At 48.6% G+C, this 14,510-nt stretch carries 16 protein-coding genes; 1 reads left to right on the forward strand and 15 read right to left on the reverse strand.

Annotated features, from left to right (window positions below):
* Window positions 1-43 precede the first annotated feature (43 nt).
* The 5 genes from G9409_RS02025 to G9409_RS02045 form a co-directional block, all read right to left on the reverse strand.
* The gene (locus G9409_RS02025; RefSeq protein ID WP_166807200.1) at window positions 44-463 is read right to left on the reverse strand and encodes an Hsp20/alpha crystallin family protein; all 420 of its coding nucleotides are present in this window, start codon (window positions 461-463) and stop codon (window positions 44-46) included.
* A gap of 278 nt (window positions 464-741) precedes the next feature.
* Complete coding sequence (gene trxB, locus G9409_RS02030) at window positions 742-1,677, reverse strand: thioredoxin-disulfide reductase (RefSeq protein ID WP_166807201.1); 936 nt, start codon at window positions 1,675-1,677, stop codon at window positions 742-744.
* A gap of 58 nt (window positions 1,678-1,735) precedes the next feature.
* The gene (trxA, locus tag G9409_RS02035) at window positions 1,736-2,065 is read right to left on the reverse strand and encodes a thioredoxin (RefSeq protein WP_076792067.1); all 330 of its coding nucleotides are present in this window, start codon (window positions 2,063-2,065) and stop codon (window positions 1,736-1,738) included.
* A gap of 250 nt (window positions 2,066-2,315) precedes the next feature.
* Window positions 2,316-3,212, reverse strand: a complete 897-nt coding sequence (locus tag G9409_RS02040) for a DUF4438 domain-containing protein (RefSeq protein ID WP_166807202.1) — start codon at window positions 3,210-3,212, stop codon at window positions 2,316-2,318.
* A 33-nt stretch (window positions 3,213-3,245) separates the two neighbouring features.
* The gene (locus G9409_RS02045) at window positions 3,246-3,980 is read right to left on the reverse strand and encodes a hypothetical protein (RefSeq protein WP_235923213.1); all 735 of its coding nucleotides are present in this window, start codon (window positions 3,978-3,980) and stop codon (window positions 3,246-3,248) included.
* Between the two features lie 547 nt (window positions 3,981-4,527).
* Between G9409_RS02045 and G9409_RS02050 the strand changes: the two genes are divergently transcribed.
* On the forward strand, window positions 4,528-5,139 hold the full coding sequence (locus tag G9409_RS02050) for a hypothetical protein (protein ID WP_166807204.1): 612 nt from the start codon (window positions 4,528-4,530) through the stop codon (window positions 5,137-5,139).
* Window positions 5,140-5,236: 97 nt separating this feature from the next.
* Here the strand turns inward: G9409_RS02050 and arfB are convergent, their stop codons facing one another.
* The 10 genes from arfB to miaB form a co-directional block, all read right to left on the reverse strand.
* On the reverse strand, window positions 5,237-5,638 hold the full coding sequence (gene arfB / locus G9409_RS02055) for an alternative ribosome rescue aminoacyl-tRNA hydrolase ArfB (RefSeq protein ID WP_208019642.1): 402 nt from the start codon (window positions 5,636-5,638) through the stop codon (window positions 5,237-5,239).
* 40 nt (window positions 5,639-5,678) lie between these two features.
* On the reverse strand, window positions 5,679-6,263 hold the full coding sequence (locus G9409_RS02060; RefSeq protein WP_166807206.1) for an HAD-IA family hydrolase: 585 nt from the start codon (window positions 6,261-6,263) through the stop codon (window positions 5,679-5,681).
* Window positions 6,264-6,635: 372 nt separating this feature from the next.
* Complete coding sequence (locus tag G9409_RS02065) at window positions 6,636-6,845, reverse strand: cold-shock protein (RefSeq protein ID WP_006366624.1); 210 nt, start codon at window positions 6,843-6,845, stop codon at window positions 6,636-6,638.
* 231 nt (window positions 6,846-7,076) lie between these two features.
* Window positions 7,077-8,027: a WD40 repeat domain-containing protein gene (locus G9409_RS02070; protein WP_166807207.1), complete on the reverse strand. Its 951-nt coding sequence runs from the start codon at window positions 8,025-8,027 to the stop codon at window positions 7,077-7,079.
* Window positions 8,028-8,139: 112 nt separating this feature from the next.
* Complete coding sequence (locus G9409_RS02075) at window positions 8,140-9,276, reverse strand: glycosyltransferase (protein ID WP_166807208.1); 1,137 nt, start codon at window positions 9,274-9,276, stop codon at window positions 8,140-8,142.
* A 61-nt stretch (window positions 9,277-9,337) separates the two neighbouring features.
* The gene (gene hisG, locus G9409_RS02080) at window positions 9,338-10,222 is read right to left on the reverse strand and encodes an ATP phosphoribosyltransferase (RefSeq protein ID WP_166807209.1); all 885 of its coding nucleotides are present in this window, start codon (window positions 10,220-10,222) and stop codon (window positions 9,338-9,340) included.
* A gap of 20 nt (window positions 10,223-10,242) precedes the next feature.
* Window positions 10,243-10,998 carry a UDP-2,3-diacylglucosamine diphosphatase gene (locus G9409_RS02085; RefSeq protein ID WP_166807210.1) on the reverse strand — a complete coding sequence of 252 codons (756 nt, stop codon included), beginning with the start codon at window positions 10,996-10,998 and terminating at the stop codon, window positions 10,243-10,245.
* Between the two features lie 15 nt (window positions 10,999-11,013).
* Window positions 11,014-11,727 (reverse strand): diacylglycerol/polyprenol kinase family protein, encoded by a 714-nt coding sequence (locus G9409_RS02090; RefSeq protein ID WP_166807211.1) that lies wholly within the window; start codon window positions 11,725-11,727, stop codon window positions 11,014-11,016.
* A 94-nt stretch (window positions 11,728-11,821) separates the two neighbouring features.
* On the reverse strand, window positions 11,822-12,820 hold the full coding sequence (locus tag G9409_RS02095; RefSeq protein WP_166807212.1) for a UbiA family prenyltransferase: 999 nt from the start codon (window positions 12,818-12,820) through the stop codon (window positions 11,822-11,824).
* A 309-nt stretch (window positions 12,821-13,129) separates the two neighbouring features.
* Window positions 13,130-14,464 (reverse strand): tRNA (N6-isopentenyl adenosine(37)-C2)-methylthiotransferase MiaB, encoded by a 1,335-nt coding sequence (gene miaB / locus G9409_RS02100; protein WP_166807213.1) that lies wholly within the window; start codon window positions 14,462-14,464, stop codon window positions 13,130-13,132.
* Window positions 14,465-14,510 lie beyond the last annotated feature (46 nt).

Here is a 14,510-nt window from a genome sequence, read left to right on the forward strand (position 1 = left end):
AACCCTCCACTCCGGAGGGTTTTTTTGTTACACATGCTGTTTCCTATTTGATGGAAATCTCCTTGCCGGTTTTGGGCTTCGGTTCCGACTTGGGGAGAACGATCTTCAGCACACCATTATCATAGGATGCCTCGATTTTGTCAGCATTGATGTTCTCTCCTACGGTAAAACTCCTGCTCAGGCTTCCCCACGAACGTTCAATGCGATGATATCCCTTTTTCTTCTCCTCTTCATTCTGGGTTCTTTCAGCAGTGATGCAAAGCACATCATCATCCATTGAGACCTTTACATCCTCTTTTTTCACACCCGGAAGATCAGCCTCAATATTGATGGCATTCTCATCCTCACTGATATCAACCTTGAAGGAGGGGGCAACCATAGAAGAGAAAAAAGGTGACACCTTGTCGTTGAAAACATCCTCAAACATTCTCAGCGGATCCCGTCCATACAGTTTGAGTGACATGACTGCATCTCCATCTTTTAAAGGTTTTAAAAGTCGAATTTGAATCTATCACAACAGGAAGAACAAGAACACATCCACCATGAAAAAAATTCCCGGCGGATGAGGAAGAAGATGTCAGGTGTCAGGGGTGAGGCATAAGAGATAGCACCGAAGACCTTGTCATCTGTCATCTCGAACGCAGAGAGAGATCTCCCTGAACAAAAGATAGATCCCTCCTTTCAGTTCGGGATGACAATGGGGATGTCCGGAATGACATCATTGCCCACCTTCTTTGCGGCTCAGCGTATGGTTTCAAGAAAGCGCTCGGTATCAACCGCTGCCATGCAGCCGGTTCCTACGGCTGTAACAGCCTGGCGGTAGTTAAAGTCCTGAACATCACCGCAGGCAAAAACACCGGCCACACTGGTTTCCGATGATGATTTTTTGGTCATGATATATCCGTAGTCATCAAGATCAAGCTGCCCCTTGAACAAAGCGGTATTCGGAGAGTGACCGATAGCCAGAAACACCCCGTCACATGAGTGCTCAACAAGTTCGCCGGTCTTGACGTTTTTCAGACGGATCCCGGTTACCTGCATGCCATCTCCGAGAATTTCATCAACGACCTCATTGAGCAGCATCCTGATTTTTGGATTCTTTTGAACTCTCAGACTCATGATTTTTGATGACCGGAACTCTTCCCGACGATGAACAAGCACGACTTCCGAGGCAAATTTTGTAAGGTAGAGCGCCTCTTCCATGGCCGTATCACCGCCACCGATCACAAAAACCTTGCTGTCACGGAAAAAAAATCCGTCACAGGTTGCGCAGGCAGAAACACCCTTGCCGCGATAGCGGTCTTCCGACTCGATACCGAGCCATTTGGCACAGGCCCCGGTTGCAACAATGAGTGCGTGGGTAAAGAGTTCACGACCGTCTTCAAGCTGAAGAGAGAAGGGGCTTCTGGAAAGATCAACCTCGGTCACGCTCCCTGCAAGAAATTCCGCGCCGAACTTTGCTGCCTGCTCACGCATTTTCGACATCAGTTCAGGTCCGCGGATCCCTTCGGGAAAACCGGGGAAATTCTCGATTTCGGTGGTGATCATGAGCTGACCGCCCGGCTGCATACCTTCAATAATAAGCGGCTTGAGATTGGATCTTCCGGTGTAGATTGCCGCCGTATATCCCGCAGGCCCGGTGCCCATGATAACGATATCACGCACTTCTCTTTCCATATTGATCATGATGATGTAATTAATAAAACTCTTTACCCACTTGCCTGCTTCTGCATAATCATGCGATATGCAGATCCATTTTCCTCGAAATCTGGTTTTTCGGTATGGCGCCGAGCAACTGATCTACGACCTGGCCGTTCTTGAAAATAAGCAGGCTCGGTATACTTCGGATGCCATACCGGGCTGCTGTGGCAGGATTCTCATCAACATTGACTTTTGCTACTACTGCTCTGCCGGCATACTCTCCGGCAAGTTCTTCAATAACCGGACCAAGCATCATGCAAGGACCGCACCATGTTGCCCAGAAATCAACCAGAGCCACTTTATCCGACTCAAGAATCTCGGTTGTGAAATTCTGGTCCGTTGCCGCAAGATATTTTTCGCTCATCTCTTTTTATCGTTTAAGTTAACAACTACAACGATTTTATGATAACCATTGCATCATTAAACCGCTCTTAAGAAATACTTAAATTTCGCTTATAAAAAGAGGAAAGGGCAGGCGATAATCATTGCTTCTTTCGACCGGCAGAGAGCTCCGTCACAGCACTCTTCAAATCTCTGAACGTCGTGTCACAGGGCGGGATGCCTGATGCATCAAACATCGTAAAAGCATCCGCCCTTACGTTTCAGAGTAATCCTCAGGCAAGCTTTTTCAGGGTGGTTCCAAAGCCAAGTCGGTCGGCAATATTGGCTTCAGGATCGATAAACGGCCTGATAAGCGGCGAAGCACAGGTCATGAGCGTAGTAACCCCCGGTCCATGACCGGCTTCCATGCAGTCGCTGTGTACGACAATACCGATAGAGATTGCGCCCTTGCGGTATGCTCTTCCATAACGATTATCATGATCCAGCAACGCAACAAAATCACCGAAACGGATTTTGTCAATACCATACTCCCTGACCGTTTCACCGTCACTCGTCATAATATCATAATCACCTTTTGCAACGTGTGCGGAACCGATACCTGAACCCATACAGACAGCAGGAACAACGGTGGTAACCGGAACTTCAAGCACACCACCCTCAAGTTCACGGATCTTCAGGGCCTGAAGCAGGTCGGGATCAAGATTGAACAGGGTAACAGCCGGATAATCCGTGAGCTTAAGCCCCTGACCTTTCCCCCGGATAATAATGGTATCGCTGTAAAGCAGCTTCTCCTTTACTTCACGCGTGAAATCGACAATCACATGCTCTGACCCTCCATGATGGCCGAGAACACGACCTTCAGCTCCTTTGGCCTCACCGGTGACAACGGTGGCAACATTGCCTGCACAGGAGTAGATCTGCACGCCTACGTTGGGATGCTCGAAAGGTTTCTGGGTATCGGCAGTACAGCTTACTCCCGGCTCTATATGATCCCCCTGCCATCCGAATGCCGGATCTCCCGCCTGAACATTCAGGGTAATACCTCCGATTGAAGGAAGAATGAACGGCGTGCCGTGGTGGTCAACCTCCCAGTTACCTCTGGTTCTCGGCTGCCCCGGCTGACACTGCAGTAAAAACTCCACTAAATGCGGTTCGTTTGTTTTAAGCATGACTTCTTGATAATGGTTATTAGGCACATACAGTTATGCATCAAGTCCCGGTCGTATAAATGACCTTGCTGCAGGAAAAACAACTTCAACGGAACGGCGAAGCCGATCAAGATGAACAAGAAGAGAGAGCGTACTATCCGCCTGTGAGGGTAATCCGGTATAAAGCAGACTCCATGCGGCAAGTGAGCGATCAATAGTAATAAGAGCAATTTTGGCCGTGCCGTTGGCATCATTATCCGGTTCATTGATCCCGGAAGCGATATCGTTCATTCTGCCTTCAACAGCACGGACAATTTTCGGATAAATAAAATACTGATAGTGCTTTATAATCTCAACCGGTTCGCTGAAAGAGGGCTGATCAGGGTTCATGAGCAGAGACTCCTGCTCGAAAACATCATCAACCACAGCAAACCATTCATTGACCATACCGGCATAGAGAAGAGCTGCTGCAGAGCAGGGATGTTCACGGGCATTACGATACTTACTGTCTGGCGGTTCTGAGAGCACGGTCTCTTTTTGCAGATCATCAACACCGAGACCCTGCCTGGTGGCCATTTCCCGAATGTAACGCATAGCATTGACAAGAGCTTCACCCATCTCCTGCCAAAACCCGGCATTGAGTGCATCAAACTCCTGCAGAGCGCTGCCGCTCTGCTGCTCCCCGGATTCAACCTGAAACTGAAGACAGCGAGCGGTAAATGCACAACGCTCACACCAGCGGTCACAATAACTAAAAATATCCGGAATCAGGTCAGCTTCACCGGCCATGGTCATACAGTTTAGTCATGCATACTATTACTGAGCGATCAAACAGAAGATTCCGTCAGTTGGAAAGAGTGCCTGAAAGTAAAACAGGGGTTCAGGAAAATACAAAAAACCCGAAACCCTCCAATCAAACGAGCGGTTGCAAAGCTCTTTATCGACTCCTTTCAAGCAGTCATCCATTACAGCAGCGTTACGGAGTAACAAGTATATCCCGACAGATTTTACTGCCCGGGCAAAGCGTATCAACACCTCACGGGAACCACAAATCGTCTCACAATATGTCTCGTTAAACGGGTATCAGCATCAAAAACGAGACGTATCACCTCCGAATACCGTTATAGCAGGCTCGTTTTCGCCGGGTCTATGTCTCACCTGCAAACAGGAGCATATTTATCCGCAAAACCATACAATATTAAGAGATATCGTCAATGAAAGAACGTTCATGCGAACCGGTTATGAACCATTTTCAGCCATTTGGCACGGTAGTTGATGCATTACATACAGAATCAGAAACACGAAATTATCAACTACGACCAAACAGGATACGATCATGAAAAACAACAAATCTCTTCGCACCCTTGCTCTCGGAGCAGCACTTCTCGGTCTTTCGGTTATGCCGTCATCCGTTATGGCAGCACCGGTCTCCCAGTCAGGAACGACCACCACGACCGTTACGATGCCTGAGTACCTTGTTCTGCACTACTACAGCGCGGTTGCCCTGAACTTCTCGGCCACCTCGTCAAGCGCATCGCAGACCGGTTCACCGTTATCGGCAACCTGGACAACCCTCGGTGATACCTCAACAACTCTTGCTGCATCGGCATCAGAGGTCGGCCCGACATCCGCCAACATCACGCTGAAGAATGCCTGGGCGATTGCCGGTCTGTCAAGCAGCGGAACCGCAACCGTATCGATTACCGGAACTGATTTCTCGGCAACGAGGGTCGGCTCAACCTCCAAGATCGGTGTAACCGGATACGGACTTGCTTCAACCAATGGTGTAAGCGGCGCGGTTACAGGCGCAACGGTTACAACACTGCTTCGCGGTGTTACCGGCCAGACCCAGACCGTTGGAGATGTCAAGATGACTCTCAACTTCTCGAACACGACAGAGTCCGGTGCCCATGCAGGATCGTTCACGATTACCGCACAGACTATCTGACATACCCCATCGTAGTACCTCCCGCTTCAACTGACAGGATCGGGAGTATATATAAAAAAGCAGGGCTCCAGTTCCGGAGCCCTGCTTTTTTATTACCCTACCAGTCGATTCGCCCTCGCAGCAGCTTGACTGCCGAGCGTTTCTCCTTGCTTTCAAGTCTTTTTTGCCGTGAACTGCCGGTTGGTTTGGTCTCCCTGCGCTTTTTCTGTATAACCGCTGCACTCTCAAGAATGGACTGCAACCGCTGGAGCGCATCTTCACGATTTTTTTCCTTTGTCCGATAACGCTGCGCTTTAATAACAAGGATACCCTCTTTTGAAATACGCCGGTCCTTCAGGGCAAGCAGGCGCTCCTTGAGCTCATCAGAGAGCGATGATGCCCTGATATCAAAACGGAGATGAACTGCACTCTCGACCTTGTTGACATTCTGACCACCGGCGCCCTGTGAACGCATGGAGTGCAGTTCAAGCTCCTCTTCCCTGACTGTAATCTTCTGCATAACGGTTCTCCTCATCCAATATCATATTGCAATGCCGTATTCAAGTAATTGCCGCAAGGGTTTCCGGCCAGGATGTAAACCGGATGCTTCGTATACCGGCTTCCGAAGCCGCTTTGCAGTTTTCAGGCCTGTCGTCAATAAGCAGAAACTCCTCTGCCGGAACTCCTGAATCGGAAAGCAGATTGCGGAATGCCTCGGGGGAGTTTTTAAGAACTCCGTGCTCATAAGAGAGATAGTAGCGTTCCCGTCCTTTCAAAAGAGGAAAGTTATTCAAAAGAAAGAGAAAGTGGAGCGGATCGGTATCACTCATAATCCAGAGCCGGTGCTCTCTTCCGAGAATCTCAACGCCATACTCCGCTCCGAGCATGGGGGTAAAGATATTCTGCCACTTCACACGAATCTCAAGGCTGCTGCTGCTCTTTGTCGCCGGATCAGCTTCAATCATTGCCATGTAGTCATAAGGGGCAATCATTCCGCGATCAAACCGGCTTTTAAGCTCTCCCTGACAATATTTTTGACAGATTGACTGCTCGTCAGCGCTCCCGTCGGGAAGAACTCCCCGGCAGAAAGAGAGAAAATCAACCGAAACAAGAACATTGCCGATATCAAGTAAAATAGTACTCATAAGCGTTCAGGTTAAAAGCGAAGTGCAAATATTCCGGGTGTTGAATTGCTGTAAAAGCGATCCTGCGTGATCGCCCTTTGGCAAATGGTTCTCTTCGTCGTTGCCGTCCCTGAACTCTTTTTTATCCTTGACTTGATTTCAGGGTAATTGATGAACCCGATGTGCCGGAAACAAAAAAAACACAAGGCGCATAAATTACGCCCTGTGTTTTTAATCAAAAACCCGGGAGCTCCGGTTTCAGTAAAAAAACCGGATGCGGTTAAGCATAACAACCGCCATCATAAAACAAGCAAAGAGTGCCGATAAATGACCAACCGTCGAAACCGCCCGAACAAAATGATGTGAAGAACCGCCCTGTGATTCAGAACTACTTTAGAGAGGGGTTACATTTTCAGCCTGGAGGCCTTTTGCGCCCTGTGTGACTTCCATCAAAACTTTCTGACCTTCAACAAGCGTTTTGCGTCCGGTGCCGTTGATTGCACTGTGATGCACAAAAACGTCTTTTCCACCCTTCTGCTCAATAAAACCGTAACCTTTTTCTTCGTTGAACCATTTGACAGTTCCTTCAACCTGAGTACCCATATCTACCTCTTTTTTATTTTTGCCAGTTAAACTTGGCGTTACAATGAGCGAACTTCTACATGAAGCGCTCAAAAACGAATTTATTTTTCGTGAAAATTAATTTACTCACTTTAAGCTAATTCAAAAAGAAAGTTGTGCAGTTTAACCCACTTTTTTAGAATCAATCAAAAAAAATCCCTGATGCCCTGCTGAAGAGCACCCCCTTGCAAAAACACCGAAGAAACCGCTCAATTATACTACAGCCCAGAGCTTTATTCTGCGATCATCACTTCCGCTTGCGATGATTTTTCCGTCAGGCGAGATATCTACTGACTGTACTTCGAGCGTATGACCACGATAGGAGTGCAGCTGTTTGCCTGTCGCTACATCCCACAAGCGAATCGACTCGTCATTTGCCGCACTTGCGACCTTCGTTCCCTCCGGATTGAAACAGACACTGCGCACCGCGTCTTCATGACCTTCAAGTACCTTGAGAATCTCTCCTGTTGCTGCATCAACAATCTTGACTTTGGCATCACGACCGCAAAAAGCGATCAATTTGTCGTCAGGACTGAAAACAACCGCGTGCGAAAGTGTATCATTGGTTCGGTAGTTAGCGATATTTCTTCCGCTCTCCACATCCCAGATTTTAAGTACCGGCTCCTCTCCGCAACTGACTATTTTCTTGCCGTCATGGCTGTAGGCAAGCGATTCGATATACGATTTATGACCCCGCCACACGGAGAGCTCATTACCTGTTTCAACATCCCAGAGCCGGATGGTCGTATCACGTGAACAGCTTGCAAGAACCTTGCTGTCGGGGCTGAATGCCACCATACGGACTGCCGTATCATGACCTTTGCAGACATGGAGACACTTGCCGGTTGCGGCATCCCATATTCTTGCCGTACTGTCAGTACTGCCACTCGCCAGACGTTTTCCGTCACGGCTGTAGTCAATGCACTCAACCCATGTTTCATGGCCTTTCATGGTGAAAAGCGATTTTCCTGACTCTACATCCCACAGCATTACGCTCTCATCGAAGCTTCCACTGACAAGCTTTTTACCATCCGTGCTGAACTTGACACCCAGAACCCGGTCGAGATGACCTTCCATAGTCTTTATGACATTGATGTCCTCTTTAATACCGGGAAGTTTCAGTTCAACCTCTTTTTTTCCGAATATCTTCGATAAGAAACCCATAGTACTGCTCTCGTTTGAATTGAAAGACTCTCCCCGGAATAAGGGATTGCCATATTACATTAATCGTGCAATTTACAAAAATTAATCGCCTTCACCGAAATCTTGCAAGCCCTCATGAAAAATTGTAGTTCCGCCCCTTCCATCTGGCTCCTCTGCCGGATTGTATGATCCAGAAAGAGTTCCAGGCTATAGCAATAAGGATAAGCTGCGATAAGAGGTTAAGAAAAACCATGGCTATTGACTGACCGAACAGCCTTGCAATGATAACCCGGGAGAGAAGGGCGACAACAATCTGTGTCAGAGGCAGCCAGAACAAAAGCGCCGTGAACTTTCCGGTAATCAGTGCATAAAAGAAAAACAGATAGGGTGCAATGTAGAATGCCGCAGTCAGCGTCATAAGCAGAAACAGCCCGGGGGTACTGTAACCGAGCGATGCATAGAGGTTTTTTGAAAAACCTTCCCAGATATCCCCGAATGAACGGTACATCCTGCAGCTTACCGCATCGAAACCATTGAATGCCACAACCCTGCCGCCTGCTCTCTTCACCTCCCGGCAGAGCCCGATATCTTCTGCCAGAGCCTGCCGGACAGCGGTATGACCGTTGATCCTTTCATAGAACTCCCTGCGGACAAGAATAAACTGGCCGTTTGCAAAACAAAAAGCGGGATTCCTGCTGGTCCGGACAAGGCGAAGCGGCAGATAACACAGGAGAATGACATAAACCAGAGGCACAACAAGCTCTTCCCAGAACGAGCCGAGCTCCTGGCAGGGTGTAAGAGAGAGCATATCACCCTTTGCCGAGTTCAATGCTGCAACCGAGCGGCGGAGAGCATCCGGTTCATGCTTTGTATCGGCATCGGTAAAGAGCAGCAGTTCACCTTTTGCCTGACGGCTGAGCTGAAGGCAGGCCCAGGCTTTGCCATGCCATCCATCCGGAAGCAGCTCACCTTTCAGCACCCTCAGCCGTCCGCCGGACTCATCGAGAAGCGTTTGCAACAGTTGAGGAGTCGCATCAGTTGAACTGTCATCGAGCACCAGAATTTCAAAGGCAGCGTAGTCCTGCATCAACAGGGAGCGCACACAGCGTTCTATATTAAGTGCCTCATTCCTTGCCGGCACAAGTACCGAGACAAGCGGGCCTTTACAAGAGGGATTTGCGGGCATTGCCCGGAGATCGATCAGGTTCCTCAGCAGGATCGAAAAAAAAGCCAGCAGTGACAAGAGTACTGCAATCTGATAGATGAGCATGGGCGTTAAAAAAGGCCGCCCTTACGGGCAGCCTGAAAGTTCATGATGCGTTCAAAGCCTTTCAATCGATCAGTTTATTGATATTGTACTCAAAAATACCCTCGGCACCGGCTCTTTTCAGCTCAGGAATAAGCTTGCGGACGATTTTATCAGTTACAATAACTTCAAGTGCAACCCACTGCTCTTCAGCAAGATGCGATACAGTCGGCTGGCGCAGGGCAGGAATAATGGCTATAATCTTGTCGAGCGCTGATTTCGGCGCATTCATTTTCAGGCCGACCTTGCCCTGTGCATTAATTGCTCCCTGAAGCATCAGCGCCATACTCTCAATCTTTTCGCGCTTCCACGGATCGTTCCATGAGCTCTTGTTGGCGATCAGTTTGGTATTGGATTCAAGAATCGTGTCGACAATCCTCAGCTTGTTGGCCCTGAGTGAAGAGCCTGTTTCGGTCACTTCAACAATAGCATCGGCAAGATCGGGAGGCTTGACTTCGGTAGCTCCCCAGCTGAACTCCACCGAGGCCGTGACACCGTTACTTGCAAGATATTTTTTGGTGATATTGACCACTTCAGTAGCGATATGCTTGCCTTCAAGGTCTTTGACCGACTTGATCGGCGAGTTTTCAGGCACAGCAAGCACCCAGCGGACCGGACGCATGGAGGCTTTTGAATAGACAAGATCTGCCACCTCAACAACATCGGCATCCGTTTCAATGATCCAGTCCCTGCCGGTAAGCCCTACATCAAAGGCGCCGAGTTCAACATAGTGGGCCATCTCCTGCGCCCTTATAAGAATGGCTTCCAGCTCATCATCATCTATAGAGGGGAAATAGGATCGGCTTTGGACTGAAAAATGAAACCCTGCATGTGCAAAAAGATCGATTGTCGAATCCTGGAGACTTCCCTTCGGCAAACCAAGCTTGAGCACCTTGTCTGTATTACTCATGGTAGATACTGTCTATGATATTAACTGTTAATGTTCTGTAACTCTTTAAGATGAAATACACCATCCATGAAAACTCCATAGGGAGTACCGCCCTCAATCCACGATCCGAGATTGACATATATTTTCCGGCCTCCGGCCAGTTCCGTAATCCCCTTTACATGGTTGTGACCGCATAAAAAGTAGTCAAACTCTTTTTCAGTGGCCAGCAGTTCGGCAAAGTTCAGTAACCGGTCATTTTCAAAAACACGGTTATCAGGCTTATGCTTCCGGCTGAGCTGTGAGAGCCTTTTCATCAGACCGATTGCCAGATCGGGCTGAAAACCGGAAAGCAGCGCAAGATTGAAGCGGTTCCTGACAAGACGGGCAAACAGTTTGTAACCGAGATCCCCTTTTCCCAGTCCGTCACCATGGGCTATAACAAATCTGCTCCCGTCAATCTGAAGCTCATGCATACCATAGAGCGTCCGGATGCCAAGCTCATCATCAAAGTACCGCCCGAGAAAAAAGTCGTGATTGCCGGCAACATAAACGACCTCTATGTTGCTGCGAACAAGATCAGACAATAAACAAAATAATCTGGTAAATCCCTTTGGAATGACATGGCGGAACTCCAGCCAGTAATCAAAAATATCGCCAAGCATATAAAGCGAACGACCTTCTGCCTTGATGATGGCAAAAAGTCGTTCGAGGTTGTCAAGCTTGAGCTGCTCGGTTTTTTCATCCTGCAGCCCGGCATGAAAGTCGCTGATAAAATAGCTCGCCGGTCCTGTCGTCATGCGTTAATCCTGCTTTTACAAAAAACGGGCAGCAGCAATAACTGCAACCGGAATAGTCAGGTTATCGACCTCTTTGGGACTGACACCTTCAACAATAGTTGCGATAACTGCAATCAGTATAATTTTGTCCGTTGCTATGGATCCTGGCACGATAAGCTGCACAAAGAAAAGGCCTGCGGCAATACTTCCTACAAGAAAAGCAAGACTCCCTTCAACACTTTTATCGCTGAGTACCCGATATTTCAACCTGCCGAAGCGGGTGCCGATAATCGGAGCGAGACCATCTCCCCAACCGAGAACGGCCATGGCAAGAACCCCGGCCGGCTGTTTGTAGTAAACCGTTCCGCAGATCATGGCAACAACCACAAAATAGAGCGTTCCCTTGAGCAGCTCACGCTTGTCACCGGTTCGTGTCATGGTTTTTACCGCCTGGTCATCATCGGCAGCAAAGAGCCCTTTCTGGATCAAAAGCAGGGTCCAGACAGCAAAAACGGTAATATTCAGATAGTGTGACCAGTCCGTGTCAATAAAAAGGGGAAGAAACACAATAACTGATCCGGCACAGATGTGGGTGATTTTTCGGCTGATATCGCGCGGAAGAGCGTGGTTGGTTACGAAATAGTCCATCAGCGGCGGAACACTGAATACATAGACAAAGGTCATAAGGGTAACCAGTGCATTGTGCCATACCACCGGCAGCGAAAAAAAAGTAGACTGAAGAGTATCCATAGCACTATTATTTTTAACTATTACTATTGAAAACAGACAGCCCGATCATCACTGAAGAGTATCCTGCACGCTTTGTAAAAAACACAATCCAACCTTACAGGTATTTCATGCCGACCATACCGGCAACAAGAAGATTATTGATTAAAAACAGAATGTTGTTTGCCACCTGAAAGCGGAGAAACGCATTGTGTTCCTGAACATCACTCTTGCCGATTGCATTACCGAAACCGTCATCAACAGCCCCCTGCAGGAATGAGATTCCTCCCTTGGGATCACGCAGAAGCTGCACCTGAAGATAGAGATTGAGCACAAGACCGATAAAAACAAAAACCGTAGGGATCATAAACCCCTCTGAAAAAGAGAAGTAGGCAAGGACAGAGAAGACAAGATCAATAATGATAAAGGAGACCAGAAAGGTTTTTTTTGCACCAATCATGACCGTAAGCGACTTGAGACCGCCATCCTTATCTCCTTCGGCCGACTTGAAGTCGTTGAGAATAATCAATGCTACTGCCATAAAAAAGTTCAGGCTGGCGAGCAGAACAGCTTCAGGACGGATATCACCGAAGAGGGCATTTGCCGATAAAAAAGAGACAAAGCCATAGGAAAAACCGACGGCGGGTGCTGAGGTAAGAATATTTTTTTTCAGCTTAAGCGGAGGGGCTGAATAGATATAGGCTACAAAAAGTGCCGATAAAATGGACGCGATAATCACGATACCACGAACCCCGCCAATATGCAGACCGAGAAACAAGCCAAGACCGATGGCTGAGAGAAGAGCAATAATGCTGTTCCACAACCCCTCTTTTTCACTTAAACGGCCAGAGGGAATCGGGCGCGTTGGTTCATTGACCCTGTCAAGCTCAAGATCAAAACAGTCGTTGACCGACTGACTGAAACCGGTACCAAGAGGACCGAACATGAGAAAGATGGCAAAAAGGAGAAGATAGTCGTGAAGAGTCGGCTTCATGGCTCCTGAAGCCATGACACCTGCAGCAAGACAGGGAAATACACTGATCCAGGTAACAGGATCAAGGAGTTCAAGGTGTGCTCTAACTTTATCGGTAAAACCGAGTCTTGCGGGAACTGGCATACTATACTTCTCTCCGGAGCCCCGACGGGGGACTGTTAAATGATTGAGATCAAAGGGACAATTTACAAATACGGCTCAAGATAAAAAAGCCCTATTCCGACGGAAACCCCGACTCCCGTCGGGGCCTACCAACATTCCGCCCCTACAAGGCTTCAATCCGGAAACCATAATCGCTTCTCTCCTGTCCACTGAGTCCACTTCTGTCCACCATCTCTTCGTCCACTCCGTCCACTTTCTTCTATCTTGTCCTCGGCTTTCAATCCGGAATTCAACATCCAAAATCCATAATCTCTTCAATCCTCCTGACTCCTACCCCCTCTCAGCGGCGGGAGTCCCGGTCATTGTTGCTGATGTGGCCGACGTGATCAGCACGCTGACAAGATCACCCGGCTGATAGCCTTTTCGATCAAAAACAACCGCCCGGTTTGTATCCGTCCGGCCCATAAGCTGCGCCGCAGAGCGCCGGCTTTCAGATTCGGCAAGGACTTCAACCACCGAACCGATGGATTGCTGAAGCAGTTCACCGGAAATATCGTTCTGCAGATCAATGATCTCCTGCAACCTCCGCTTTTTGACCGCTTCGGGAACATCGTCCTCCAAAGTGCGGGCGGCGAGGGTGCCGGGCCGTGTGGAATAGAAAAACATATAGGCCGCATCAAACCGTATATCTGAAAGCAGTTTGAGTGTCAACTGGTGATCGGCCTCATCTTCACCGCAGAATCCTGCAATGAGATCTGTTGAAAGGGAAACATCGGGAATGACCGAACGGATAAGGGCTATTTTTTCGCGGTACTGTTCTATGGTGTGCCCCCGGTTCATAAGACCCAGAACCCTTGACGAACCGGACTGAACCGGCAGATGGATGTGATTGCATATGTTCGGTCGCCGGGCTATGATGCGAACAAGCGATTCGGAGATATCTTTCGGATGGGAGGTGGTAAAGCGAATCCTGAGCTCAGGGGCCTGGCGACTGACGGCCTCAAGTAATCCCGCAAAATCCATATCCCTGTCAGGGGCAGAGTAGGAGTTGACATTCTGCCCGAGCAGCGTGATCTCCCGGTATCCTGAAGCAGCAACCTTGCGTACCTCATCGAGAACCGAACTCATGGTGTGACTGCGTTCACGGCCACGGGTAAAGGGTACAACGCAGTAAGCACACATGTTATTGCATCCTCTCATTACCGGCACAAAGGCCGTAATCAATCCCTGCCTGCGCGGATCAATACCCTCATAGGTCTCAGCCGGGTTGAACTCCAGCGATGAAGCTCTCTTTCCCGATCGAGCCTGACTGATAAGCAGGGGGAGTGAACGATAGGTATCCGGACCGGCAAGAAAATCAATCGCCGGAGACATTGAAAACATCTCCTCACGCTGATACTGGGGAATACATCCGGCAACACCGAGAATGAGATCCTTCTGTTTTCGTTTCATTCCCAGAAGATGCTGGAGATAGTGCTCAATACGCTCGACCGCATTTTCCCGAACCGCACAGGTATTGAGCAGTATAATCCCCGCCTCACCCTCGCTCTCTGCCGGAACGTAGCCATCCTCCACCAGCAGCGCAGCCATGATTGCAGAGTCAGCCTGATTCATTTGACACCCGAAAGTGTGGATATAGAAACGGTTACTCCGTTCAGTGCTCATGATTCGTATTTCTCATTGATAAATGTTCTGTCAGAACAACAACATG

It is taken from the genome of Candidatus Chlorobium masyuteum (genome assembly GCF_011601315.1).
Lineage (GTDB): Bacteria > Bacteroidota > Chlorobiia > Chlorobiales > Chlorobiaceae > Chlorobium > Chlorobium masyuteum.

Bases quoted from the DNA above. Each gene is read 5' to 3' on its own strand.
- G9409_RS02025 (WP_166807200.1), bottom strand. From the start codon at position 463: ATGTCACTCAAACTGTATGGACGGGATCCGCTGAGAATGTTTGAGGAT.
- trxB (WP_166807201.1), bottom strand. From the start codon at position 1,677: ATGGAAAGAGAAGTGCGTGATATCGTTATCATGGGCACCGGGCCTGCG.
- trxA (WP_076792067.1), bottom strand. From the start codon at position 2,065: ATGAGCGAAAAATATCTTGCGGCAACGGACCAGAATTTCACAACCGAG.
- G9409_RS02040 (WP_166807202.1), bottom strand. From the start codon at position 3,212: ATGCTTAAAACAAACGAACCGCATTTAGTGGAGTTTTTACTGCAGTGT.
- G9409_RS02045 (WP_235923213.1), bottom strand. From the start codon at position 3,980: ATGGCCGGTGAAGCTGACCTGATTCCGGATATTTTTAGTTATTGTGAC.
- G9409_RS02050 (WP_166807204.1), top strand. From the start codon at position 4,528: ATGAAAAACAACAAATCTCTTCGCACCCTTGCTCTCGGAGCAGCACTT.
- arfB (WP_208019642.1), bottom strand. From the start codon at position 5,638: ATGCAGAAGATTACAGTCAGGGAAGAGGAGCTTGAACTGCACTCCATG.
- G9409_RS02060 (WP_166807206.1), bottom strand. From the start codon at position 6,263: ATGAGTACTATTTTACTTGATATCGGCAATGTTCTTGTTTCGGTTGAT.
- G9409_RS02065 (WP_006366624.1), bottom strand. From the start codon at position 6,845: ATGGGTACTCAGGTTGAAGGAACTGTCAAATGGTTCAACGAAGAAAAA.
- G9409_RS02070 (WP_166807207.1), bottom strand. From the start codon at position 8,027: ATGGGTTTCTTATCGAAGATATTCGGAAAAAAAGAGGTTGAACTGAAA.
- G9409_RS02075 (WP_166807208.1), bottom strand. From the start codon at position 9,276: ATGCTCATCTATCAGATTGCAGTACTCTTGTCACTGCTGGCTTTTTTT.
- hisG (WP_166807209.1), bottom strand. From the start codon at position 10,222: ATGAGTAATACAGACAAGGTGCTCAAGCTTGGTTTGCCGAAGGGAAGT.
- G9409_RS02085 (WP_166807210.1), bottom strand. From the start codon at position 10,998: ATGACGACAGGACCGGCGAGCTATTTTATCAGCGACTTTCATGCCGGG.
- G9409_RS02090 (WP_166807211.1), bottom strand. From the start codon at position 11,727: ATGGATACTCTTCAGTCTACTTTTTTTTCGCTGCCGGTGGTATGGCAC.
- G9409_RS02095 (WP_166807212.1), bottom strand. From the start codon at position 12,820: ATGCCAGTTCCCGCAAGACTCGGTTTTACCGATAAAGTTAGAGCACAC.
- miaB (WP_166807213.1), bottom strand. From the start codon at position 14,464: ATGAGCACTGAACGGAGTAACCGTTTCTATATCCACACTTTCGGGTGT.